We start from the raw sequence: 22,743 nt of genomic DNA, 5'->3' as shown, positions 1-22,743 counted from the left end.
GCCTCAGTGCCCGGAGCGGGTCGTGCTCGCCTTCAGCAGGGCGACGATCTCCGCGTGACCGGTCTGGAGGTCGTCACCCGCGAACGGCCGGCCCCGGGCGTCCAGGAGCTGGACCTCGACGGTGACGCCCTCGGGCGAAGGATGCCGGTGGGTGACGAAAGCGTGGCCGGAGCCGTGCGCGCGGGCCAGCCCCTCCCGCAGCTCCGCCTCGGCGCCGACGCCGAGCAGCCGGCGGGCCTCCGCCAGCGCCTCGCCCCGCGCGCCCGCCCCGTGCGCGAGCAGCGCCCGTACACAGCCGGCCGAACCCCGGTGCGCCGCCGTCACCAGCGGGGGCTCGCCCGCCGGTCCGGGCCGGCCCGGGTCCGCGCCCGCCCCCAGGAGCGCCTCCGCGACGGCGGTGTGACCCCGCCGCAGGGCCCAGGTCAGCGCGGTGAAACCGAACGCCTCCACGGTGTCCGGGTACGCTCCCGCCGACAGCAGGGCGCGCACCACCTCCGTGTGGCCGCCGCAGGCCGCGCCGCACAGCGGAGCGTCCGTGCCCAGACTCAGCCGGTCGGGCTCGGCGCCGGCGGCCAGCAACAGCCGTACGACGCCGGGCCGGTCGCTCACCGCCGCCAGATACAGGGCGCTCTGGCCGTCCTCGTCGACCGCCTCCGGGCTCACCCCGGCCCGCAGCAGCCGTACGACCGCGTCCTCGTCCCCCTCGTACAGGGCGGGGAAGAGGAGTGCGGTGGGGTCGTTCGTGCTCATCCTTCGACCCTCGCTCGCCACGGACGCGCGAGGCAAAGGCTTTCGGGGTGTTCTGCCTCACCCGGCCCGCCCCCGGCTTCTACGTGTCGCACTCCAGCACCGTCCGGCACAGCGCGCACCGCGCCCGTACCCGGCCCCGGACCGGCACTCTGATGCGCTGGTGGCAGGTGGGGCACGGGAAGGAGACGCGCAGCGGTCCGCGGTCGTCGGGCGCGAAGGTGTAGGGCACGCCGGAGTGCTCGGGGGTGTGGTGCTCCTGGGCGTGACGGCGGTCCCTGGCGTAACGGCGCCGCCCCGCCCAGCCGGCCGCGGTCAGCGGGGGCTGCCGCCCGTCACGCAGGGCCAGCTCCATGCCCTTGGTGTACGCGGTGTACGCCTGCGGGCTGGTGAACCACACCGAGGGGTCCTCGCCGAAGACCAGGGCGCGCTTGGCGAGGACGTAACCGAACTCCTCGGGTGTCAGATAGCCGAGCTTCTGCGAGGACGCGGCGTCCTCGCGATAGGCGTCGAGAAGGAGCCAGCCCGCGCCGAGGTAGGCCGCGGCCGTGTCGGTGAGGATCTCGGTGTCGCGGGTGCCGGGGAACGAGAGGTCCAGGCGGTGCAGATAGACGTGCATCACCTCGTGGGCGAGGGCGGCGCCGATGTCCCTGCGATGGGTGCGGAAGCGGTCGTTGAGCTCGATGAAGTACTCGGGTCCCGCGGCGAGTTCGACATGCGCCGCGTGGGTCATCTCACGGAAGCCGACGATCATCCGGGCGTCCGGCAGCCGGTAGTGCCGCACCATCTCACGGGCGACGCGCTGCGCGCCCAGATGCAGGTCGTCGACGTCCGCGAAGGCCACGTCGGCGGGCGCCACGCTGGTCGCGAAGGTGTGGATGGTGTCGTACGAGAGCCGCTTGTAGAGCGCGGTGACCGATGCCCGCACCGTGTCCAGATGCGGGTAGCCGTGCTCGACGGGTCCGCCGTTCGCCACGCCCGCACCCCCAGAAGACGCCGGAACTCCTCTCCACTGTAAGCGGGGTTCCGCCCGGTGGCGGGGGAGCGGGGCGAGTGGCGTTCCGCCCGGAGACGGGGCGTGGGGCGAGCGGGGTTCCGCCCGGAGACGGGGCGCCGCGCGGGCCGGGCGGCGGCTGGCCGGAATGAGGCTCTTGCCCGCCGCGGCGGCCGGTCCCCATAATCCCCACCAGCTTGGCAGGTGCATGCCATTGAGCATTCCCCGTGCACCCGCCCTGCCGACAACCCCCCACGAAAGGAAGCACGTTGAAGTCTCTCAGGAAGTACGGCGTCGTCAGAAGACTGCTCACCGTCGCCGCGGTCGCCCTCGCCACCGTCTCCCTCCAGCCGACGGCCGCACACGCCGCACCCGCACCCGTCGTCGGCGGCACCCGCGCCGCCCAGGGCGAATTCCCCTTCATGGTCCGCCTCTCCATGGGCTGCGGCGGCGCCCTCTACACCCAGAACATCGTCCTGACCGCCGCGCACTGCGTGAACGGCTCCGGCACCAACACCTCCATCACCGCCACCGCCGGCGTCGTGGACCTCCAGAGCAGCAGCGCCGTCAAGGTCAAGTCCACCAAGGTGCTCCAGGCCCCCGGCTACAACGGCACGGGCAAGGACTGGGCCCTCATCAAGCTCGCCAGTCCCATCGCGCTGCCCACCCTGAAGATCGCCACCAACACCGCCTACAACAACGGCAACTTCACCGTCGCCGGCTGGGGTGCCGCCCGCGAAGGCGGCGCCCAGCAGCGCTACCTGCTCAAGGCCACCGTCCCCTTCGTCGACGACGCCACCTGCAAGCAGGCGTACGGCAGCGACCTCGTCCCCGGCGACGAGATCTGTGCCGGATTCGTCGCCCAGGGCGGCGTCGACACCTGTCAGGGCGACTCCGGCGGACCCATGTTCCGCAAGGACGACACGGGCGCCTACATCCAGGTCGGCATCGTGAGCTGGGGCGAGGGCTGCGCCCGGCCCGGATACCCCGGCGTCTACAGCGAGGTCTCGACCTTCGCCGCCGACATAGCCAGGGCGGCCGCCGGCCTCTGACCCCGCCCGCCGTACGGCCCGCCCCACCCGCAGGACCCGTACGACCCCTGCGCGCGGCGCCCGCGACCCAGGTCGCGGGCGACCGCCGCACGGCGCCCCCTCAGGATCGGGCCCCGCGGGCCACGTAGGGTTGGCTGTCATGACCACCAGCACGCCCCAGGAAGCCGGCCCCGACGTCAGGGCGGAGCTCGCCCGGCTGCGCGACAGCATCGACAACATCGACGCCGCCGTCGTCCACATGCTCGCCGAACGCTTCAAATGCACCCAGCAGGTCGGCCACCTCAAGGCCGCCCACCAGCTTCCGCCCGCCGACCCCTCCCGCGAGGCCCACCAGATCGCCCGGCTGCGCCGCCTGGCCGAGAGCGCGAAGCTCGACCCGGCCTTCGCCGAGAAGCTGCTGAACTTCATCATCGCCGAGGTCATCCGGCACCACGAGCGCATCGCGGACGACGCGGGCGGCGCCACGACCGGCACGGCCGACCCGATCGCCGAGACCACCACGGCCGCCGATACCGCCACGACCGGCGCGGCAACCACGACCGGCACGGCCGACACGCGGGAGTGACGGCGGCGGGCCGCCGCTCCGCCGTTCCGGCCGCCCCTCCCGCGCCCCGACCGCAGTCCGTGACCAGTCGGCGTCAATGCGCATATACCGGACCACCCCTGTGTCCTGACCCGCACCATCGGGCAGCATGGCCTCATGTCCGTACTGACGCGCGACGAAGCGCAGACCCGTGCCAAGCTCCTCGACGTCCACCACTACGGGATCGAACTCGACCTGACCGGAGGGGACGAGACCTTCGACTCCCTGACCGTCATCCGGTTCACCGCCCGCGCCGACGCGGACACCTTCGTCGAGATGAAGCCCGCCGAACTGCGCTCCGTCACCCTGGACGGCCGGCCCCTCGACGCCGCGACCCTCGACGAGAACCGGCTCCCCCTCAAGGGACTCACCGCCGGCGAGCACGAACTGCGCGTCGACGCCTCCATGCGCTACTCCCGCACCGGGGAGGGCATGCACCGCTTCACCGACCCCACCGACGGCGAGACCTACCTCTACACCCAGCTCTTCATGGAAGACGTCCAGCGCGTCTTCGCCGCCTTCGACCAGCCCGACCTCAAGTCCGTCTTCGAGCTCTCCGTCACCGCCCCCGAAGGCTGGACCGTCCTCGCCAACGGCGTCACCGAACACCTCGGCGACGGTCGCTGGAAAGCCGCCCCCACCCCGCTGATCTCCACCTACCTCGTCGCCGTCGCCGCAGGCCCCTGGCACTCCGTACGCACCGAACACGGCGGCCTGCCCTTCGGCCTTCACTGCCGCCGCTCCCTCGCCCCGTACCTCGACGCCGACGCCGACGAGATCCTCGACGTCACCCGCGCCTGCTTCGACCGCTACCACGAGAAGTTCGAGGAGCCCTACCCCTTCGACTCCTACGACCAGGCGTTCGTCCCCGAATTCAACGCCGGCGCCATGGAGAACCCCGGCCTCGTCACCTTCCGCGACGAGTTCATCTACCGCTCCGCCGTCACCGACACCGAGCGCCAGACCCGCGCCATGGTCATCGCCCACGAAATGGCCCACATGTGGTTCGGCGACCTCGTCACCCTGCGCTGGTGGGACGACATCTGGCTCAACGAGTCCTTCGCCGAGTACATGGGCTACCAGACCCTCACCGAAGCCACCCGCTTCACCGACACCTGGGTCGACTTCGGCGTCGCCCGCAAGTCCTGGGGCTACGACGCCGACCAGCGCCCCTCCACCCACCCCGTCGCCCCCGACCCGGACGCCGTCCCCGACACCGCGTCCGCCATGCTCAACTTCGACGGCATCTCCTACGCCAAGGGCGCCTCCGCACTGCGCCAACTCGTCGCCTGGCTCGGCGAGAAGGACTTCCTGGCCGGCATCAACACCCACTTCGCCCGCCACAAGTTCGCCAACGCCACCCTCGCCGACTTCATCGACAACCTCGCCTCCGCCACCGAACGCGACGTCCACGCCTGGGCCGACGCCTGGCTGCGCACCACCGGCGTCGACACCCTCACACCCGAGATCACCGAAGCCGACGGCCAGTGGCGGCTCACCGTCGCCCACCAGGGCAGCCGTCCCCACCGCATCGCTGTCGGCGCCTACGACATCGTCCCCGGCGAGGGCAACCGGCTCACCCTGCGCGACCGCTTCGAACTCGACGTCCCCCAGGACGACTCCGCCGACCCCCGGCCCGGCCGCCGCCCCGACCTGCTCCTCCTCAACGACGGCGACCTCACCTACGCCAAGGTCCGCTTCGACACCAGGTCCTTCCAGACCGTACGAGCCGCCCTCGCCGGCCTCCCCGACCCCCTCACCCGGGCCGTCGTCTGGAACGCCCTGCGCGACGCCGTACGCGACGGCGAACTGCCCGCCACCGCCTACATCGAGACCGCCCGCACCCAACTGCCGCACGAGACCGACCTCGCCGTCGTCCAGGGCGTCCTCACCTTCGCCACCGCCCACGTCGCCGACCGGTACCTGAGCCCCGAACAGCGGGCCACCGCCCTCGCCACCCTCACCGACCTGTGCCGCGACCTCATCCGCCGCACCGAGGACGGCTCCCGGCCCGGACTGCGCCTGACCGCCGTACGCCACCTCATCGACGTCGCCGTCCACCCCGACACCATCAGCGCCTGGTTCTCCGAGGGCACCGTCCCCGGCGGCCCCGAACTCGACCCCGAGCTGCGCTGGCGCATCCTCGGCCGGCTCAGCGTCCTCGGCGCCGTCGACGACGCCGTGATCGAAGCCGAACTCGTCCAGGACCCCAGCGCCACCGGCCAGGAAGGCGCCGCCCGCTGCCGCGCCGCCCTGCCCGACCCCCAGGCCAAACGCGCCGCCTGGGACGCGATGTTCGCCACCGACGACCTCTCCAACTACCTGTTCACCGCCACCGCCCAGGGCTTCTGGCAGCCCGAACAGGCCGGCCTCGTCCACGCCTACGTCGAGAGCTACTGGTCCGACGCCGTGGCCGTGGCCGAACGACGCGGCCCCGCCATCGCCGAAGCCGCAGGACGCTGGGCCTTCCCCGCCTGCGCCGTCACCCCCGAGACCCTCGCCCTCGGCGAGAGCTGCCTGCGCGACGCCGACCTCATCCCGGCCCTGCGCCGCAAACTCACCGACCAACTCGACGACCTCGCACGCGCGTTGCGGGTGAGGCAGGCCTAGGACCTGTCGTTTGGATCAGTTCGCAGACGCGGGGTCTGGCACGCACTCCCCCAAGCTCTGCGAGCAGGGGGGACCCCCAGCGGCGTTGTCGTCGGTCGCCGACGCTCCACGTTGGCTCCCTCCTCCGCCTTGCAGCTGCACGCACCAGACCCCGCTCACCGGCGCAGAGCAGTCCCGTCGATGCCCTGCAACCTGATCCAAACGACAGGCCCTAGCCGCCGACGGACACAGAGGCACCGGACACCAGACGCGAACCCGGACGCCGGACAGCTGCCCCCGCAGCCGTCCGGCGTCCCGCGCGTGCGCCCCCGTCACACAAATCCTCCGTACGGCAGTACCCCCGCCGGGACCGAATCGTTGTCCTTGGCGGGCGCACCTGCCCAAAACACGCAACGCCGGGAAGGACCCCGCCGCACGTCCACCGGAGGACACCCATGAGCACGCCGCCCCTCGCCTCAGGCCCCGAAGGCTCCGACGCACTGCGGCCGTTGCTCGACACCGTCCTGCACGCACTCGCCGAAGGCACCGCCGCCCGCGGAGGCCCCCTCCCCGCCGGAGGACCCGCACACGTCGCCGAGCGCCTGCGCACAGCCCTCGGCGACCCCCTGCCCCACCACGGCAGCCCCGACGCCCTGCACACCCTCGTCCGCGCCCTCGCCGAAGGCGCCGCCGACCCCGCCGACCCCCTGTGCGCGGCGCACCTGCACTGCCCGCCCCTGGCCGTCGCCACCGCCGCCGACCTCGCCGCCTCCGCCCTGAACCCCTCCCTCGACTCCTGGGACCAGGCGCCCGCCGCCTCCGAACTCGAGGCACTCCTCACCCGGGCCCTCGCCGACCTGGTCTACGGCGACCCGGACGACACCTCGCACACCTCAGGCACGGAGGGGACGAAGGACACGGAGGAGACGAAGCTCGCGCAGGGCACGCGAGGCGCGGAGGGCACGCGAGGCGCGCAGGGCGACGCCCTCGTCACCACCGGCGGCACCGAATCCAACCAACTCGCCCTCCTCCTCGCCCGCGAGAGACACCACGGCATCCAACTCGTCTGCGGAGCGAACGCCCACCACTCCCTCCACCGCGCCACCTGGCTCCTCGGCCTGCCCGAACCCGTCGTCCTCCCCACCCCCGCCGGCACCCTCGACCCCGCCGCCCTCGACAGCGCCCTCAGCGACCTGCGCGGCCCCCTCCTCGTCGCCGCCACCGCCGGCACCACCGACGCCGGACTCATCGACCCGCTGCCCGACATCGCCGACCTCTGCGCCGCCCACGGCGCCCGCCTCCACATCGACGCCGCCTACGGCGGAGGCCTCCTCTTCAGCGACCGGCACCGCGGCAAACTCGACGGACTCGCCCGCGCCGACACCGTCACCCTCGACCTGCACAAACTCGGCTGGCAGCCCGTCGCCGCCGGACTCCTCGCCGTACGCGACCCCACCGACCTCACCCCCCTCACCCACCGGGCCGACTACCTCAACGCCGACGACGACACCGAAGCAGGCCACCCCGACCTCCTCGGCCGCTCCCTGCGCACCACCCGCCGCCCCGACATCCTCAAGATCGCTGTCACCCTCAAGACCCTCGGACGCCACGGCATCGGCCACCTCGTCGACCAGGTCTGCGCCCACGCCCACGAACTCGCCGACCTCACCGCCGCACACCCCGGCTTCGAGCTCTACGACCACCCCGTCATCAGCACCGTCCTCTTCCGGCCCGAAGGCGCCACCGACGACACCGTCGCCGCCGTACGCCGCACCCTCCTCGACCAAGGCCGCGCCGTCCTCGGCCGCGCCACCCTCGACGGCCGCCGCTGGCTCAAAGCCACCCTCCTCAACCCCCACACCCGGCCGGGCGACCTGGCCACGCTCCTGAAACTGGTGGAAGGACACACCCCCCGATGAGACCGACACCCCACCCCCAGCGCCCCGACGCCGAAACGCCCCGCGACCTGGTCGGCATCGGCATCGGCCCCTTCAACCTCTCCCTCGCCGCCCTCGCCCACCCCCTCACCGAACTCGACACCGTCTTCTACGAACAACGCCCCGGCTTCGACTGGCACCCCGGCCTCCTCATCGACGGCGCCACCCTCCAAGTCCCCTTCCTCGCCGACCTGGTCACCCTCGCCCACCCCACCAGCCCCTGGTCCTTCCTCAACTACCTCAAGGACCGCGACCGCCTCTTCCCCTTCTACTTCGCCGAGCGCTTCCACATCCAACGCGCCGAGTACGACGCCTACTGCCGCTGGGTCTCCGACAACCTCCCCGGACTCCGCTTCGCCCACCAGGTCGACACCGTCCGCTGGAACCCCGAACACGAGCTCTTCGAAGTCGACTTCACCCAGCTCGACACCCACGGCCGAACCCAGGCCCTCGGCCGCACCCACGCCCGCAACATCGTCCTCGGCGTCGGCACCGCCCCCCACATCCCCGAACCCCTCAAACCACTCGTCGAAGCCCCCGACGCACCCGTCATCCACGCCGCCGACTACCTCAAACACCGCGACCGGTTCCTCACCGCCGACCACATCACCGTCATCGGCGCCGGCCAGTCAGGAGCCGAAGTCTTCCTCGACCTCCTCCGCAACCGCCCCACCGGAAGAGAAAAGATCCACTGGCTCGCCCGCACCGAGGCCTTCGCACCCATGGAGTACTCCAAACTCGGCCTCGAACACTTCACCCCCGACTACACCCGCTACTTCCACGCCCTCACCGAACCCGTCCGCGACCGCCTCCTCGCCGCCCAATGGCAACTCCACAAAGGCATCGACGCCGACACCATCGCCGCCATCCACGACGAGCTCTACCGCCGCAGCCTCCACGGCGGCTGGCCCGACGCCGTCCTCACCCCCGCCGTCACCGTCCGCACCGCCGGCCGCATCGCCACCACCAAGATCGAACTCCACCTCGAACACACACAGCAGGGCACCCGGTCCCGCCTCACCACCAACGCCGTCGTCCTCGCCACCGGCTACCGCGAACGCCCCATCGCCCCCCTCCTCGCCGGACTCGACCCCTACCTCCGCCGCGACAACGCCGAACGCCCCGACATCGACAACGAGTTCCGCCTCGTCCTCGACCCCACCGTCACCGGCCGCGTCTACGTCCAGAACGCCGAACTCCACACCCACGGCGTCGGCACCCCCGACCTCGGCCTCGCCGCCTGGCGCAGCGCCACCATCCTCAACTCCCTCACCGGCAAAGACCCCTACCCCCTCCCCGGCCGCACCGCCTTCACCACCTTCGGCCTCGAACACACCCACCGCGTCCCCGCCGCCCGCCAGGAACCCCGAACCCTCACCCGCCTCGTCCCCCTCATCCCCCTCGTCGAAGGACGATGACCACCCCCACATCCCCTCATCGGACGAGCCCCACCGATCGGTTCACACACAGGCCGGGATCCTCCGACCGCCTTCTACACCCGCCCAAGACAAACGGCGCCGACGCGAGAAACCGCGCCGACGCCGCCGACCTGAACCAAGAACGCCCTAGAACACGGGCACACCCTCACGCGTCAGCTTCCAGTCCACCGACGCGAACCCCTTCGGGTCCAGCACACCCTTCGCCGTGACCCACTCCGCGATACGCGTCCGGATCTCCGTCGACTCCGACCACACCTCGGTCGCCGAAGCGACATGCGGAAACGCGCCGCCACCATTGGCACGATAGTTGTTCACCGCGAACACGAACTGCTGAGCGTCGTCCAACGGCGCACCGCCGTACGTCAGGTTCTTGATCCGCGAACCCTCCGCCTGCGCGATGTCGATGTCGTACGCGAGCCCCGAAACATAGTCGTAGTTGTAGTCCGGACGACCGTTCGCGTTCGTCAGCTTCTCCGTGTCGACCACCGCACCCACGGGCGTCCGCACGAAATAGTTCGCCGAATACTCCAGGTACGCCCGCACCTGCGCACCCGTCAACACCTTCGCCACCAGCGTGTTGTCGTACACATACAGACTCGACAGATCCCGGATCGTCACATCCCCGGCCGGGATCTCCGACGTCCGCGAGAACGGCGACGCCTGCGCGATCACCGGCAACGACGCGTACTGCGTCCCCACCAGCGCCGCCCTGACCACGTCCTCCTGCACCTTGGTGATCAGATCGATGATCGGAGCGTCCTTGTAACGCGCCTCCACCGTCGTCAACGTCTCCGTCGCCGTACCGACCACCTGGTTGACGTACGCCACGACCACGTCGTGCTCGTCCTTCAGCAGCCGCGTGATCTTCGGGTCGTCCGCCACCGAGTTCGTGTTGCGCACCGACGCGGCCACCGACTCGACCGTCCAGCGCCCCTTCTCGAAGACCAGCGCGAAGTCGAACACCGACATCCGCTCCGCGTACGCCAGCGGCTCCGACAGCACGACGGTCTTCCCCGTCGCCGTGTTCGTGACCTTCAGCTCCGGTATCTCCAGATGCGCGTGACCCACCAGGATCGCGTCGATCCCCGGCACCTGCTGCGCCACCAACGCCGCCGAATTCTCCACGTACGGCAACTGGTCACCGTACGACGACGTACCCGACGCACCCGAATGCGCCGACACGACCACCACGTCCGCACCCATCGACCGCAGCTTCGGCACCCACTTCGCCGCCTGCTCCTCAAGCCCCGGGAACGTCAACTTGCCCTGCACATACGCCTTGTCCCAGATCGCGATACCCGGGTTCGTCAGACCCAGCACCGCCACCTTCACCGGCGGCGCGCCGTGGACGTGGAACTCCTTCATGAAATACGGAGGAAACGCCGGCTTCAGCGTTTTCGCGTCCAGCGCGTTCGCGCCCAGCAGCGGGAAACGGCACTGCGACTCGAACTTCCGCAGCGTCTCGATCCCGTAGTTGAACTCGTGGTTCCCGAGCGCCACCGCGTCATAGCCGATCGCGTTCATCGCCTGCGCCATCGGATGCACCGGACCGCCCTTGGCGGTGATCGGATCCACCTTCGCGTAGTAGTACGTCAACGGCGTGCCCTGGATCGTGTCACCGGCGTCCAGCAGCAGCGTGTTGCAACGCCCCTTCTCCGCACGGATCTCGTTCACCAGCGTCGAGATGCGCGCCAGACCCTGAGCGTTACCCGCCTTGTCCGCGTACTCCGCGTCCTTGAAGTAGTCCCAGTTGAAGACATGACCGTGCAGATCGGTGGTCCCCATCACCGTCAGCTCGTACCGCTTCACCGGCCGGCCCCCCTTCGCCCTCTCCGCGGCCTGCGCCACCGGAGCCGCGCCCACACCCGCGAGCGCCACCCCCGCACCCGTCACGGCGGACTCTTTCAGAAACTTCCGGCGATTCAACGGCATGGCTCGAACTCCTAGGGAAATTGGTCAACGACGCGCGTAGATTCTGGCCCAACACCCGCCCCCGCAAAAGACCCTGGAGGTTTCCATCTCGTGGCCGTACGGCGCCACGGACCCCCCACCTCCTGACAGAGTGGGACGTATGACCCCCGACGCCGCCCCCGCCACCCACCCGACCCCACCCCCCGTCCCCTACGGCACCCCCGACACGCCCCGCATCGCCGTCCGAGGCGAAGCCCGTCTCGAAGTCGACCCCGAGATCGCCCGCATCACCGTCACCGTCACCGCCCGCGGCAAAGACCGACGCGAAACCCTCGCCGACCTCACCCGCCGCAACACCCTCGCCCTCGACCTCGTCAAAACCTACGGCGACGCCGTCGAACACCTCGAGACCAGCGCCCTCACCATCACCCCCGAACTCGGCCGGCACGGCCGCGGAGAACGCGTCCGCACCCACCACGGCCTCGTCCACATCACCGCCGAACTCAACGACTTCACCGCACTGGGCGAACTCACCACCGCCCTCGCCGACCTCGACCTCACCCGCGTGGACGGCCCCTGGTGGGCCCTGCGCCCCGACTCACCCGCCCACCGCACCGCACGCCAACAAGCCGTCCGCGAAGCCGTCCAACGCGCCCGCGAATACGCCGAAGCCCTCGGCACCACCCTCACCGCACTCGTCGAACTCGCCGACACCGGCGCCGAGGACACCCACCCCCGAGTCCCCCGGAGCACCCGCGCGCTCAGCCGGGCCGCCTACGGCGCCGGCCCCACCGAGGACGAACCCGCCCCCCTCGACCTCGAACCCCAGCGCCAGCACGTCCACGCCCAGGTCGACGCCCGCTTCACCATGGCACCGCCACGGCTCTAGCCACACCTGGAAGCATCACGGAAAGTCACCACAGAACTCTTCCACGCACCCGCCCCACAGCCCGGAGCACACTGGACGGGCACGAGCGGAAGAACGCGCCGACCGCACCGAGAACAACGCCCTGCTCATCGGAGCGGCGTGGCGCACAATTCAACAGTTGTCAATAACCCTTCACGCAAAGGTTGTTGAGTAGTCATGCGCGACCAATTCTCTACCGACCGGTAAGGCCTAGGCTCGAATCATGCGCCGAGCAAAAATCGTCTGCACACTGGGCCCCGCCACCGACTCGTACGACCAGATCAAAGCCCTGGTCGAAGCTGGAATGGACGTAGCCCGCTTCAACCTCAGCCACGGCACCCACGCCGACCACGAGGAACGCTACCGACACGTCCGAAAGGCATCCGACGAAACCGGCCGCAGCGTCGGAATCCTCGGCGACCTTCAAGGCCCGAAGATCCGCCTCGGCCGCTTCACCGAAGGCCCCGTACTCCTTGAACGCGGAGACACCTTCACCATCACCGTCGAAGAAGGCGCCGAAGGCGACCGCGACCACTGCGGAACCACCTACGACGGACTGGCAACGGACGTCACTCCCGGTGAACGCATCCTCGTCGACGACGGCAAAGTCTGCCTCGAAGTCACCTCCGTCGACGGCCCCCGCGTCCACACCACCGTCATCGAAGGCGGCATGGTCTCCGACCACAAGGGCCTCAACCTCCCCGGCGTCGCCGTCTCCGTCCCCGCCCTCTCCGACAAGGACGAGGACGACCTCCGCTGGGCCCTGCGCACCGGCTTCGACGTCATCGCCCTCTCCTTCGTCCGCAGCGGCAAGGACATCCACGACGTCCACCGCATCATGGACGAGGAAGGCCGCCGCCTTCCCGTCATCGCCAAAGTCGAAAAGCCCCAGGCCGTCGACAACATCGACGACATCGTCGCCGCCTTCGACGGCATCATGGTCGCCCGCGGCGACCTCGGCGTCGAAATGCCTCTGGAACAGGTCCCCATCGTCCAGAAGCGCGCGATCAAACTCGCCAAACGCAACGCCAAGCCGGTCATCGTCGCCACCCAGATGCTCGACTCGATGATCGAGAACTCCCGCCCCACCCGCGCCGAGGCCTCCGACGTCGCCAACGCCGTCATCGACGGCACCGACGCCGTCATGCTCTCCGGCGAGACCAGCGTCGGCAAATACCCCGTCGAGACGGTCAGGACGATGAGCCGCATCGTCGAGGCCGCCGAGGAGGACATCCTCGCCAAGGGACTGCCCCCGCTGACCGAACGCAACAAACCCCGCACCCAGGGCGGCGCCGTCGCTCGAGCCGCAGCGGAAATGGGCGACTTCCTCGGCGCCAAGTTCCTCGTCGCCTTCACCCAGTCAGGCGACACCGTCCGCCGCCTCTCCCGCTACCGCTCACCCATCCCGCTCCTCGCCTTCACCCCCACCCCCGCCACCCGCTCCCAGCTCAACCTCACCTGGGGCGTCGAGACCTTCCTCGGCCCCCACGTCGACTCCACCGACGCCATGGTCGACCAAGTCGACGAACTCCTCCTGAAGTACGGCCGCTGCGCCAAGGGCGACATCGTCGTGATCACCGCCGGCTCCCCGCCCGGAGTCTCCGGCACCACGAACCTGGTCCGCGTCCACCACGTGGGCGAGGACGACAGCCCCAAGTAGCACGGCACCCCGTCCGACGGGCCCCTCCTGAGCCGCCCGAGGGGCCCTTCCTGGTCAGTGCTTGGGGCCGACGTGGGCGTCCATGAGAGCTACGGAGGCTTTGCGGGCGACCGAGATGTTGTACGGGTTGCCGTTGCGGGTGCAGTGCGTCCACTCGACGCCGAGCCTGTCCAGGGTGTCCGTGAAGAGCTGCCGGATGTCGTCCGAGACATTGGTGAAGAAGTACCGGGGGTACTCGTAACGCTTGTGCTCGCCGCCGACGAGTCGGGTCGTCCAGTTGGTGATGCGACACCCGTCGGAGTGGATGAGCCCCCGGACGAACTCCCAGGGGTGGGCGTCGACGATCTCCTGCTGCCAGGGTTCGAGGACGATGGGCGCTCGTGCTTCTTGCCGGGGCCGTGCTGCGGGAACAGGCAGTCGAGGTGCTTGAAATACACCTTGATGTTGTGTGCGCCCTTGCTTCGGCACACGGCACGTGGCGTTGTGGGGGAACACGGCCCGCAGGGCGCGTTCCGTGCCGTCCTGAATACCCGGCCAGGCGTCGTCGAGGGTGATCATGAGGCTGGGCACTTTGTGCTTCGCGTAGTGACTGATGTGCCCGTCGCCCAGATACAGGCCGAGGAGATAGCTGTACGAGGCCTTGTCGAGGTCACGGCCGTCGCACCTCGGGCAGAGAAGCGACGGGCGAATGGTGACCGGCTCGCCGCGTTTGACTCGGTCCACGTGCTTCCAGTAGCTGACCGTTCCCGGCGGAACGCCGAACCGTCGTGCCACGTCGGTGTTCTTGGCCCCGTCGCGGAGCAGGGTGAGAGCCTTCTGTCGTACTTCAGTTCCATGCGCGTTCATGTGAACACTGTGTGTTGTCGATCGTCACCGTGTGCAGCAAAAAGCGGAGGTCCACGAGAACGTGGACCTCCGCTTTGCGATGATCTGTGCCGGGTGCGGGATTCGAACCCGCAAGCCCTCTCAGGCAGAGGTGTTTGAGACCTCCGTGTATACCCTTCCACCAACCCGGCGTGAGTGGCTCTGCGGAAGCATACCGGGTCATCGCAGCGCGCCGCCGCTAGGTAGTCTTCTTAAGCAGCACTACCTGCCCGGCCCGCAATGAGGAGCCCCCGTGACCGCCCCCGAGTCGCCCCAGCCCGTAGACGCGCCCGACGACGACAAGTCGCACGTGCCTCCGCTGACGACCCGTGTCGTCATCGCCGAGGACGAGGCGCTGATCCGCCTCGACCTCAAAGAGATGCTCGAAGAAGAGGGCTACACCGTAGTAGGCGAGGCCGGTGACGGTGAGCAGGCCGTCGAGCTGGCCCGGGAGCACAAGCCCGACCTGGTGATCCTCGACGTCAAGATGCCGAAGCTGGACGGCATCTCGGCGGCGGAGAAGATCGCCGAGGAGTCGATCGCCCCGGTGCTGATGCTGACCGCGTTCTCGCAGCGCGACCTCGTCGAGCGGGCCCGTGACGCGGGCGCGATGGCGTACCTGGTGAAGCCGTTCAGCAAGAGCGACGTGGTGCCGGCGATCGAGATGGCGGTGTCCCGGTTCGCGGAGCTGAAGGCGCTGGAGGGTGAGATCGCGGATCTCACGCAGCGTCTGGAGACGCGCAAGCTGGTGGACCGTGCGAAGTCGGTTCTGCAGACGGAGTACGGCCTGACGGAGCCGGCGGCGTTCCGGTGGATCCAGAAGACGTCGATGGACCGCCGTATGTCGATGCAGCAGGTGGCCGAGGCGGTCATCGAGGACGCCGAGGAGAAGAAGGCGGCGAAGGGCTAGCACCTGGCCCCGCAGCAGAGCTTGGTCCGCGTCGAAGTGGCGGACGGAAGAGGCCCGCACCCCTGACGGAGGTGCGGGCCTCTTCGCGTGTGCGGCCGGGCCGCGGTGGATCAGTCCTCGCCGAGGTACGCCTTGCGGACGGACTCGTCGTGGAGGAGGTCCTGGCCGGTGCCGGAGAGGACGATGCTGCCGACCTCCATGACGTGGGCCTGGTCGGCGAGGGAGAGCGCCGCCTGGGCGTTCTGCTCGACGAGCAGGATGGTCGTACCGGACGCCTTGAGTTCGGCGATGGTGGCGAGGATCTTCTGCATCATGATCGGCGAGAGGCCCATGGAGGGTTCGTCGAGCATGAGCAGCTTGGGCTGGGACATGAGGGCGCGTCCCATGGCGAGCATCTGCTGTTCGCCGCCCGAGAGGGTGCCGGCGGCCTGCTTACGGCGCTCTCCCAGGATGGGGAAGAGGTCGTAGGCGCGCTGGATGTCCTTCTCGATGCCCGCCTTGTCGGTGCGCAGGAAGGCGCCGAGCTGGAGGTTCTCCAGGATGGAGAGGCGGGGGAAGATGTGGCGTCCCTCGGGGGAGTGCGCGAGTCCGAGGGCGACGATCTTGTGGGCGGGGACGTTGGCGAGGGGCTGGCCGTCGAAGAGGATGCGGCCTCCGCTGGGCTTGAGGAGCCCGGAGAGGGTGCGCAGGGTCGTCGTCTTGCCGGCGCCGTTGGTGCCGATGAGGGTGACGATCTGGCCGGCTTCGACGGTGAAGGAGATGCCCTTGACGGCTTCGATCTTGCCGTAGGCGACCTTGAGGTCTTCGACCTCGAGCAGTGCGGTCACTGGGCGTTTCCTTCCTTGCTGGTGCTGCTGCCCTGGGCGTCGGAGTCGTCGGACGCTGCGGGTGTCTCGGAGGCTTCGGGGGCGTCGGAGTCGTCGGATGCCTCGGGGGCGTCGGACGTTTCTTCGGCCTCGGGGGCTTCCTCGGTCTCCTCGGCGGGGTCCGCGGTCTCTTCGGCTTCCTCGGTCGCGGTGGCTTCGCCCGCGTCCTCGGCCTCGGTGGCTGCCGGGGTCTCGGCGGCGTCCTCGGTCTCCGTCGCGTCCTCGGTCACGGCCTCGGACTTGGCGGCTTCCGCGGCTTCGACCTCGGCGAGTTCCTCCTGGCCGGGGGCGCCCTCGAAGGGGGTGCCGAGGTAGGCGGCGATGACGCGCTCGTCGCCCTGGACGACGTCGGACGTTCCCTCGACGAGCTTTTCGCCCTGGACGAGGCAGGCCACGCGGTCGGACAGGTTGAAGATGAAGCGCATGTCGTGCTCGATGACGAGGACGGCGATGCCGCGGTCGCGGATGGCGAAGACGAGTTCTTCGGTCGCGCGGGTTTCCTGGGGGTTCATGCCCGCGGTGGGCTCGTCCAGGAGGAGCAGGCCGGGCTCGCTGGCCATGGCGCGGGCGATCTCGAGCTTGCGCTGTTCGCCGTAGGGGAGGTTGCGGGAGAGGTGGTCGGCCTTGTGGGCGAGGCCGATGAACTCCAGCAGTTCCATGGCGCGTTCGCGGGATTCGGCTTCGGCCTTGCGGAAGCCGGGGCCGCGCAGGAGGGCGGACCAGAGGCCTTCCTTGGTGCGGGTGTGGCGTCCGACGAGCACGTTCTCCAGAACGGTCATGTTGGCGAAGAGCCGGATGTTCTGGAAGGTGCGGGCGATGCCTGCGCTGGTGACGAGGTGCGGCTTGGGGGGCAGCACCCTGCCCTTGTAGGCGACCTTGCCCTCGGTGGGGACGTACAGACCGGTGAGGCAGTTGAAGAAGGTGGTCTTGCCCGCGCCGTTGGGGCCGATGAGGCCGACGATCTCGCCGCTGTTGACGGTGAGGTCGACGTTGCGTACGGCGGTGAGGCCGCCGAAGCGCATGGTGACGCCGGTGGCTTCGAGGACGGGGCTGGGGGCTGTGGTGGTGGTCATGTTGGTTACGCCCCTGCCTTGGTGACGCCGACGGTGGAGTCGGGCAGGCCTTGTTCGGGGATGTGGACGGTGTCGTCGCCCTCGTGGAATTCGAGCTGGTTGCGACGGTTGGCGATGATGCCTTCGGGGCGGAAGCGCATGAGGATGACGAGCGCGATGCCGAAGGCGAGGAGCTGGTACTCCTTGAGGAAGCCGAGCTTCTCCGGGAGGAGGTAGAGCAGTGCGGCGCCGAGGATCGGTCCGTTGACGGTGCCCATGCCGCCGAGGACGACCGCGGCGAGCAGGAAGGCCGAGTTCGGGGGCACGGAGCCGGCGAACTGGTACGGGGCCGGGTTGACGCTGTAGCCGACGTGGGCGCTGACCGTGCCGGCGAGGCCGGCGAGGGAGGCGCCGAGGGCGAAGGCGATGAGCTTGACGCGGAAGCCGTTGATGCCCATGGCGGTGGCGGCGGTCTCGTCCTCGCGGATGGCGATCCAGGAGCGGCCGATGCGGGAGTCGGCGGCGCGGTTGAACACGACGACGACGAGCGCGGTGATGAGCAGCATCAGCAGGAAGTAGTTCGCGAAGCGGGCGAGGGTGAGGCCTGCGATGGTGTGGCTGGCACCGAAGTCGAACCCGAAGATCTCGAGGTCGGGAATCATGGAGATGCCGTTGGGGCCGTTGGTGATGTTGGGTCCGGAGACGCCGTCCATGTTGTTGACGGCGATGCGGAAGATCTCTCCGAAGCCCAGGGTCACGATGGCGAGGTAGTCGCCGCGCAGTCGCAGGGTGGGGGCGCCGATGAGGACGCCGAAGACGAGCGACGCGGCCATGCCGGTGAGCATGGCGGCCCAGAAGGGGAACTGGACGCCGGCGAAGCGGGAGAACTCGGAGCCGGAGACGAGGGCCGCGGCGTAGGCGCCGACGCCGAGGAAGGCGACGTATCCGAGGTCGAGGAGTCCGGTGAGGCCGACGACGATGTTGAGGCCGAGGGCGACGGTTCCGACGACGAGGATGTTCACGCCGAGGTTGGCGTTGTACTCGTTCTTCTCGACGAAGGGGAAGATCGCCGCGGCGAGGAACGCCATGGTGGTGGCGAATCCCTTGTGGCGGGCGTTCAGTTGGGCGAAGCGGTCGAAGAGTCCGGCGGTGAGCAGGGCCCAGGCGCCGAGGACGACGAGGAGCAGGTAGCCCAGGAACGTTTCGCTTGCCTCGGGGTCGACGCCGATGCCGTAGGTGAAGACGAGCAGCGCGAAGGCGGTGGCGCCGGTGATGACGAGGCGCTCGACCCAGCCGGCCAGTTTGGCGGCCGGGGGGATGAGGTCGGGCTTGGTGACGTAGTCCTTGAAGGTGTCACCGGGCTTGGGGAGTGCCAGGGTGCCGAGGAGGGCGATCAGGGAGCCGACGGCGGCGACGTAGGCGCCGGGGTCGAGTGCGACGAGGCCCTTGAGGTCGACGGCGATGGCGATGGCGCTGAACCAGCTCACGGCGAACGCGGAGGCGGCGGCGAGGACGACGGGCTGGGTGGCGCCCGCCGGGTTGAGCCAGCCGAGGCCGCGGACGTTCCAGAGGGTCAGGGTGTAGAGCAGGGTGAGGGCGCCGGCGACGAGGGCGAGGATCTGGAGTCCGGCCGGGGAGCCGTAGTAGGTGAGGTCCCCGGGGAAGTCGGACGTGTAGGTCCAGGCCATGAAGGTGCTGGCGATGGTGGCGACGGCGCCGGTGAGGACGAGGGCGCGGGCGGCGCTCTCGGGGAGGGCGATCAGGCCGCGCTCGGAGGCGGTGGTCTCGGTGGTTGCCATGGTGCTCACGCCCTGTCCGCGACGCGTTCGCCGACTAGGCCTTGTGGCCTGAACAGCAGTACGAGGATGAGGAGTACGAAGGCCCAGACGGAGGACCAGCCGCCGCCGCCGAGCTGCTCCATGCCCGGGATGCCGTCGATGTAGCTGGTGGCCATGGTCTCGGCGAGGCCGAGGACGAGGCCGCCGATCATGGCGCCGTAGATGTTGCCGATGCCGCCGAGGACGGCCGCGGTGAAGGCCTTGAGGCCCATCTGGAAGCCCATGTCGTACTTCACCGTGCCGTAGCGCAGGCCGTAGGCGACGGCGGCGACGGCGGCGAAGAAGCCGCCGATGGCGAAGGCGATGACGATGATGCGGTTGGTGTCGATGCCCATGAGCTGCGCGGTGTCAGGGTCCTGCGCGGTGGCCTGCATGGCGCGGCCGGTGCGGGAGAGGCTGACGAACAGGGCGAGGGCCGCCATGCAGAGGGGGGCGGCGACGATGATGAAGACGGAGCCGCTCTGGATGCTGACGGAGCCGATGTGCAGGGTCCCGAAGGGGAGCTGCGGGAACGTGATGTCCGTCTTGGCGTCCGGGAACCCGTTGAAGACGACCTGCTGCAGGGCGAGGGACAGGCCGATCGCGGTGATGAGGGGGGCGAGGCGAGGCGCTCCGCGCAGTGGCCGGTAGGCGAAGCGTTCGGCCCCGACGGCGATGAGGACGGAGACGAGTCCTCCGCCTATCAGCATCGCAGGGAGGGCTATCCACATGGATGTGCCGTTTGGCAGAACGTACAGGTAGACCGTGAGTGCGCCGAAGCCGCCGGTCATGAAGATCTCGCCGTGGGCGAAGTTGATGAGCTGGACGATGCCGTACACCATCGTGTAGCCGATGGCGATCAGCCCGTACATCGAGCCGAGGAACAGCCCGTTGGCCAGCTGCTGCGGCAGGGTGTTCACCGCATGGCCTCCATGTGGTGGGGAGAGTTGAGCAGGGCGTATGAAGCGGGCCGCGCGGTGACGTGTGGTCGTGGCCGCGCGGCCCTGGGGTTGTGCTGAGGGCCGTCCGGAGGATCGGACCGGGCTTGCGATGCCGTCGGGCGCCGTGCCTGGATTCGGACCGATCCGCCGGAGTGGCCCAGGTGTTGCGGATCAGCCGTTGAACGTGCCGCTCTTGACGGCCTTCCACTTGCCGTCGACGACCTGGTAGACGGTGAGCTGCTTGTTGGTGGTGTCACCGAAGTCGTCGAAGGCGACGGGGCCGGCGATGCCGTCGAACTTGGTCTTCTGGACCTCGGCGACGATCTTGGCGCGGGCGTCGGTCGGGACCTTTCCGTCCTTCACGACGTTGCCGATGGCCTTGATGATGGCCGTGGCGGCGTCGTAGGAGTAGCCGCCGTACGTGCCGTAGTCGCCCTTGAGGCCGGAGGCCTTGTACTTCTTGATGAACTCGGCGGCGGAGGGCAGGGAGTCGACGGGCTGGCCGACCGAGGTGACGAGGTCGCCCTCGGAGGTCTTGCCGGCGGTCTCGATGTAGGTCGGGGTGAACATGCCGTCACCACCGAACAGCGGGATCTTGACTCCGCCGTCCTTGAGCTGCTTGGTGAGCTTCTCCGACTCGTCGTACTGGCCGCCGTAGTAGACCAGGTCGGCCTTGGCGCTCTTGATCTTGGTGACGAGGGCCGAGAAGTCCGTGTCGCCGGTGTTGACGTGGTCCTCGCCCGCGACCTTGCCGCCGGCCTTGGTGAAGCCGGCCTTGAAGAGCTTGGCGAGGCCGGCGCCGTAGGTCTGCTTGTCGTCGACCACGAACACCTTGCGCTTCTTCAGGGTGCCGTAGGCGTACTCGGCCGCGAAGCCGCCCTGGAGGGCGTCGGTGGTGGCGGTGCGGAAGTAGGTCTTGAACGGGCGGGTCTTCTCGGTCTGCCAGTTCTTGCCCTGGGTGAGCTCGGGGGCCGTGTTGGACGGCGAGATCTCGACCAGGTTGGCGGTGGCGAAGACCTGCTGCATCTGGGTGGCGACGCCGGAGTTCAGCGGGCCGACGACGCCGAGGACCTTGTTGTTCGTGACGAACTGGGTGGCGTTCGTCTGACCGGTGGCCGGGATGGCCTTGTCGTCGAGCGCCTGGACCTTGAACGTCACCCCGGGAACGGTGTTGTTCTTGTTGGCGTCGTCGACGGCGATCTGGACGCCGCCCTGGATGCCGAGGCCGGTGGCGGAGTTCGCGCCGGTCAGCGGGGCGTCGACACCGATGATGATCTCGGTCTTCTTGTCGCTGCCCTTGCCCTCGCCGCTGTCGTCGCGCGAGCCGCAGGCGGTCAGCGTGAGTGCCCCTGTCGTGAGCACGGCGGTGAGTATGACCATAGAACGCTGTCGCACGTTGAATCCTCTCCCTGGCGCGGCACCCCAGGGTGGGGGCCGTGTTTCTCGCCGGGCCGTACTGGATGAAGCAGGGCCGTGCAGTGACGCGCCCGGCGGCGCGGTGACTGGCCGTGACTATAAGCGCAGGTTGGGGGGGTGGGGAGGAGCGTGGGGAAGGCTGTGACGCTCTTGTTATCCGGGGGGTGCCTCGCGGGGTGCGGGGCGGACGATCGGAGCATTTCGACGTGTCGGCCGGGGACGGTTGTGTGTTCGCATGGTGAGAACGCGCTGTTCCGGGTTGATGGTGGATACCGGAAGCTGTACGTGTGGTGGCGGTTCGGGGAGCCGCTCGGAGCGCGGTGCGGTGCGGCTCGCGGCGCGGGGATTGCTTTATTGCGGCAGAGGTAACCGACTGTTACCGCCGTGTGATGCGGTGGCCGGTGCCCTGGCCGGGTGAAGTGGGTGCGGGGAAGAGCTTGTTGGGGCGGCCGGGACCGCGTGGTGCGGCCCTCGGGCCGAGCGGCCGTGTGCCGCCGAAGTGAGGCTTTGCTGTTGCTGTGCGTTGTTGTCGTGGACGGGCAGGTCGGGGTGGGGGGCCTCGATGGCGTGCGGCGGCCCGGCGCGGTTGTATACGGCGCCGCGCAAGGCGATGAGGCGGGGGTTTCCGGCCTTCACTGTCAGTGGCAGCGGGGGGTGGGTTTTCGCGCTCAACTCGGCGGTTCCGGTGCCTACTTGGCGGGCGCCGGCGGCTGTGCGGCGGGTGGCGCCGACCGCGAAGCGGAAGGATGCGCGCGTGCCGCCGGGGCGGTTGCGGCGGTGGGCTGTGCGCTCGGTGGTCACGGGCGGTGGCCGAGGCGGGTGACGGGGTGCCGGTTGCGATAGCGATGACGGTCCGGGCCCTGGGTGGGACGCGTCCCAACGGGCGCCGAGGGGTGGAGGGTCGGACTTCGGCGGATCCGTGGATCCGGAGGGGGCGGCGAACCTCTGGAGAGGCCGGCTGCGAGCCTCTGACGGTCCGTGAACCCGTGGAGCTCGGCGAACACTTTCGTGGCCCTGGAGTGCGGGGTGGGCCGGGGACGGGCCGGGGAAGCCGGAGG

Annotated in this window: 16 protein-coding genes, 1 tRNA gene and 1 pseudogene; 8 read left to right on the top strand and 10 right to left on the bottom strand. The window is 69.5% G+C overall.

Annotated features, from left to right (window positions below; genetic code table 11):
• Window positions 1–3: 3 nt before the first annotated feature.
• Together ACFYW9_RS23555 and ACFYW9_RS23550 are read right to left on the bottom strand one after the other, a co-directional pair.
• The gene (locus ACFYW9_RS23555) at window positions 4–750 is read right to left on the bottom strand and encodes an ankyrin repeat domain-containing protein (RefSeq protein WP_389153658.1); all 747 of its coding nucleotides are present in this window, start codon (window positions 748–750) and stop codon (window positions 4–6) included.
• A gap of 79 nt (window positions 751–829) precedes the next feature.
• Entirely contained in the window at window positions 830–1,723 is an 894-nt protein-coding gene (locus ACFYW9_RS23550) for a hypothetical protein (RefSeq protein ID WP_389153655.1), read from the bottom strand.
• 287 nt (window positions 1,724–2,010) lie between these two features.
• On the opposite strand from ACFYW9_RS23550, the gene ACFYW9_RS23545 reads away from it, so the two are divergent.
• The 5 genes from ACFYW9_RS23545 to ACFYW9_RS23525 all read left to right on the top strand — a co-directional run bounded on the left by ACFYW9_RS23545 (window position 2,011) and on the right by ACFYW9_RS23525 (window position 9,320).
• Window positions 2,011–2,793 (top strand): serine protease, encoded by a 783-nt coding sequence (locus tag ACFYW9_RS23545; RefSeq protein ID WP_389153652.1) that lies wholly within the window; start codon window positions 2,011–2,013, stop codon window positions 2,791–2,793.
• A 139-nt stretch (window positions 2,794–2,932) separates the two neighbouring features.
• Complete coding sequence (locus ACFYW9_RS23540; RefSeq protein WP_389153649.1) at window positions 2,933–3,358, top strand: chorismate mutase; 426 nt, start codon at window positions 2,933–2,935, stop codon at window positions 3,356–3,358.
• A gap of 135 nt (window positions 3,359–3,493) precedes the next feature.
• Window positions 3,494–5,986: an aminopeptidase N gene (gene pepN / locus ACFYW9_RS23535; RefSeq protein ID WP_389153646.1), complete on the top strand. Its 2,493-nt coding sequence runs from the start codon at window positions 3,494–3,496 to the stop codon at window positions 5,984–5,986.
• Between the two features lie 434 nt (window positions 5,987–6,420).
• Entirely contained in the window at window positions 6,421–7,884 is a 1,464-nt protein-coding gene (locus tag ACFYW9_RS23530) for a pyridoxal phosphate-dependent decarboxylase family protein (RefSeq protein WP_389153643.1), read from the top strand.
• Window positions 7,881–9,320, top strand: a complete 1,440-nt coding sequence (locus ACFYW9_RS23525; RefSeq protein ID WP_351872332.1) for a SidA/IucD/PvdA family monooxygenase — start codon at window positions 7,881–7,883, stop codon at window positions 9,318–9,320. The genes ACFYW9_RS23530 and ACFYW9_RS23525 overlap by 4 nt, the downstream gene beginning before the upstream one ends.
• A gap of 147 nt (window positions 9,321–9,467) precedes the next feature.
• On the opposite strand, the gene ACFYW9_RS23520 is transcribed toward ACFYW9_RS23525, so the two are convergent.
• Window positions 9,468–11,273, bottom strand: coding sequence for a 5'-nucleotidase C-terminal domain-containing protein (locus tag ACFYW9_RS23520; RefSeq protein ID WP_389153639.1), 1,806 nt, complete (start codon window positions 11,271–11,273; stop codon window positions 9,468–9,470).
• 139 nt (window positions 11,274–11,412) lie between these two features.
• On the opposite strand from ACFYW9_RS23520, the gene ACFYW9_RS23515 reads away from it, so the two are divergent.
• Together ACFYW9_RS23515 and pyk are read left to right on the top strand one after the other, a co-directional pair.
• A complete protein-coding gene (locus ACFYW9_RS23515) occupies window positions 11,413–12,141 on the top strand; it encodes an SIMPL domain-containing protein (RefSeq protein WP_389153636.1) in 729 nt (242 codons plus the stop codon).
• A gap of 241 nt (window positions 12,142–12,382) precedes the next feature.
• On the top strand, window positions 12,383–13,819 hold the full coding sequence (gene pyk, locus ACFYW9_RS23510) for a pyruvate kinase (protein ID WP_389153633.1): 1,437 nt from the start codon (window positions 12,383–12,385) through the stop codon (window positions 13,817–13,819).
• A 54-nt stretch (window positions 13,820–13,873) separates the two neighbouring features.
• Here pyk and ACFYW9_RS23505 read toward each other — a convergent pair.
• Window positions 13,874–14,665 (bottom strand): annotated as a pseudogene (locus ACFYW9_RS23505) (helix-turn-helix domain-containing protein).
• 87 nt (window positions 14,666–14,752) lie between these two features.
• Window positions 14,753–14,835, bottom strand: a tRNA-Leu gene (locus tag ACFYW9_RS23500).
• A 101-nt stretch (window positions 14,836–14,936) separates the two neighbouring features.
• Between ACFYW9_RS23500 and ACFYW9_RS23495 the strand changes: the two genes are divergently transcribed.
• Window positions 14,937–15,593 carry a response regulator gene (locus ACFYW9_RS23495; RefSeq protein WP_326788388.1) on the top strand — a complete coding sequence of 219 codons (657 nt, stop codon included), beginning with the start codon at window positions 14,937–14,939 and terminating at the stop codon, window positions 15,591–15,593.
• A gap of 110 nt (window positions 15,594–15,703) precedes the next feature.
• Here the strand turns inward: ACFYW9_RS23495 and ACFYW9_RS23490 are convergent, their stop codons facing one another.
• From ACFYW9_RS23490 to ACFYW9_RS23470, 5 genes are all read right to left on the bottom strand, one after another.
• A complete protein-coding gene (locus tag ACFYW9_RS23490) occupies window positions 15,704–16,420 on the bottom strand; it encodes an ABC transporter ATP-binding protein (RefSeq protein ID WP_351872319.1) in 717 nt (238 codons plus the stop codon).
• Window positions 16,417–17,532, bottom strand: a complete 1,116-nt coding sequence (locus ACFYW9_RS23485) for an ABC transporter ATP-binding protein (RefSeq protein WP_389153628.1) — start codon at window positions 17,530–17,532, stop codon at window positions 16,417–16,419. The genes ACFYW9_RS23490 and ACFYW9_RS23485 overlap by 4 nt, the downstream gene beginning before the upstream one ends.
• Before the next feature lie 5 nt (window positions 17,533–17,537).
• The gene (locus ACFYW9_RS23480; protein WP_351872434.1) at window positions 17,538–19,310 is read right to left on the bottom strand and encodes a branched-chain amino acid ABC transporter permease; all 1,773 of its coding nucleotides are present in this window, start codon (window positions 19,308–19,310) and stop codon (window positions 17,538–17,540) included.
• 5 nt (window positions 19,311–19,315) lie between these two features.
• Entirely contained in the window at window positions 19,316–20,248 is a 933-nt protein-coding gene (locus ACFYW9_RS23475) for a branched-chain amino acid ABC transporter permease (RefSeq protein WP_351872313.1), read from the bottom strand.
• 192 nt (window positions 20,249–20,440) lie between these two features.
• Complete coding sequence (locus ACFYW9_RS23470) at window positions 20,441–21,649, bottom strand: branched-chain amino acid ABC transporter substrate-binding protein (RefSeq protein ID WP_389153901.1); 1,209 nt, start codon at window positions 21,647–21,649, stop codon at window positions 20,441–20,443.
• Between the last annotated feature and the right edge of the window lie 1,094 nt (window positions 21,650–22,743).

Source organism: Streptomyces sp. NPDC002698, from assembly GCF_042888945.1.
GTDB lineage: Bacteria > Actinomycetota > Actinomycetes > Streptomycetales > Streptomycetaceae > Streptomyces.
Note: the sequence above shows the minus strand (reverse complement) of the source record. Positions and strands in the feature narration are given on the sequence as shown.

Bases quoted from the DNA above. Each gene is read 5' to 3' on its own strand.
- ACFYW9_RS23520 (WP_389153639.1), bottom strand. From the start codon at position 11,273: ATGCCGTTGAATCGCCGGAAGTTTCTGAAAGAGTCCGCCGTGACGGGT.
- pyk (WP_389153633.1), top strand. From the start codon at position 12,383: ATGCGCCGAGCAAAAATCGTCTGCACACTGGGCCCCGCCACCGACTCG.
- ACFYW9_RS23525 (WP_351872332.1), top strand. From the start codon at position 7,881: ATGAGACCGACACCCCACCCCCAGCGCCCCGACGCCGAAACGCCCCGC.
- ACFYW9_RS23540 (WP_389153649.1), top strand. From the start codon at position 2,933: ATGACCACCAGCACGCCCCAGGAAGCCGGCCCCGACGTCAGGGCGGAG.
- ACFYW9_RS23485 (WP_389153628.1), bottom strand. From the start codon at position 17,532: ATGACCACCACCACAGCCCCCAGCCCCGTCCTCGAAGCCACCGGCGTC.
- pepN (WP_389153646.1), top strand. From the start codon at position 3,494: ATGTCCGTACTGACGCGCGACGAAGCGCAGACCCGTGCCAAGCTCCTC.
- ACFYW9_RS23480 (WP_351872434.1), bottom strand. From the start codon at position 19,310: ATGGCAACCACCGAGACCACCGCCTCCGAGCGCGGCCTGATCGCCCTC.
- ACFYW9_RS23515 (WP_389153636.1), top strand. From the start codon at position 11,413: ATGACCCCCGACGCCGCCCCCGCCACCCACCCGACCCCACCCCCCGTC.
- ACFYW9_RS23555 (WP_389153658.1), bottom strand. From the start codon at position 750: ATGAGCACGAACGACCCCACCGCACTCCTCTTCCCCGCCCTGTACGAG.
- ACFYW9_RS23470 (WP_389153901.1), bottom strand. From the start codon at position 21,649: ATGGTCATACTCACCGCCGTGCTCACGACAGGGGCACTCACGCTGACC.
- ACFYW9_RS23530 (WP_389153643.1), top strand. From the start codon at position 6,421: ATGAGCACGCCGCCCCTCGCCTCAGGCCCCGAAGGCTCCGACGCACTG.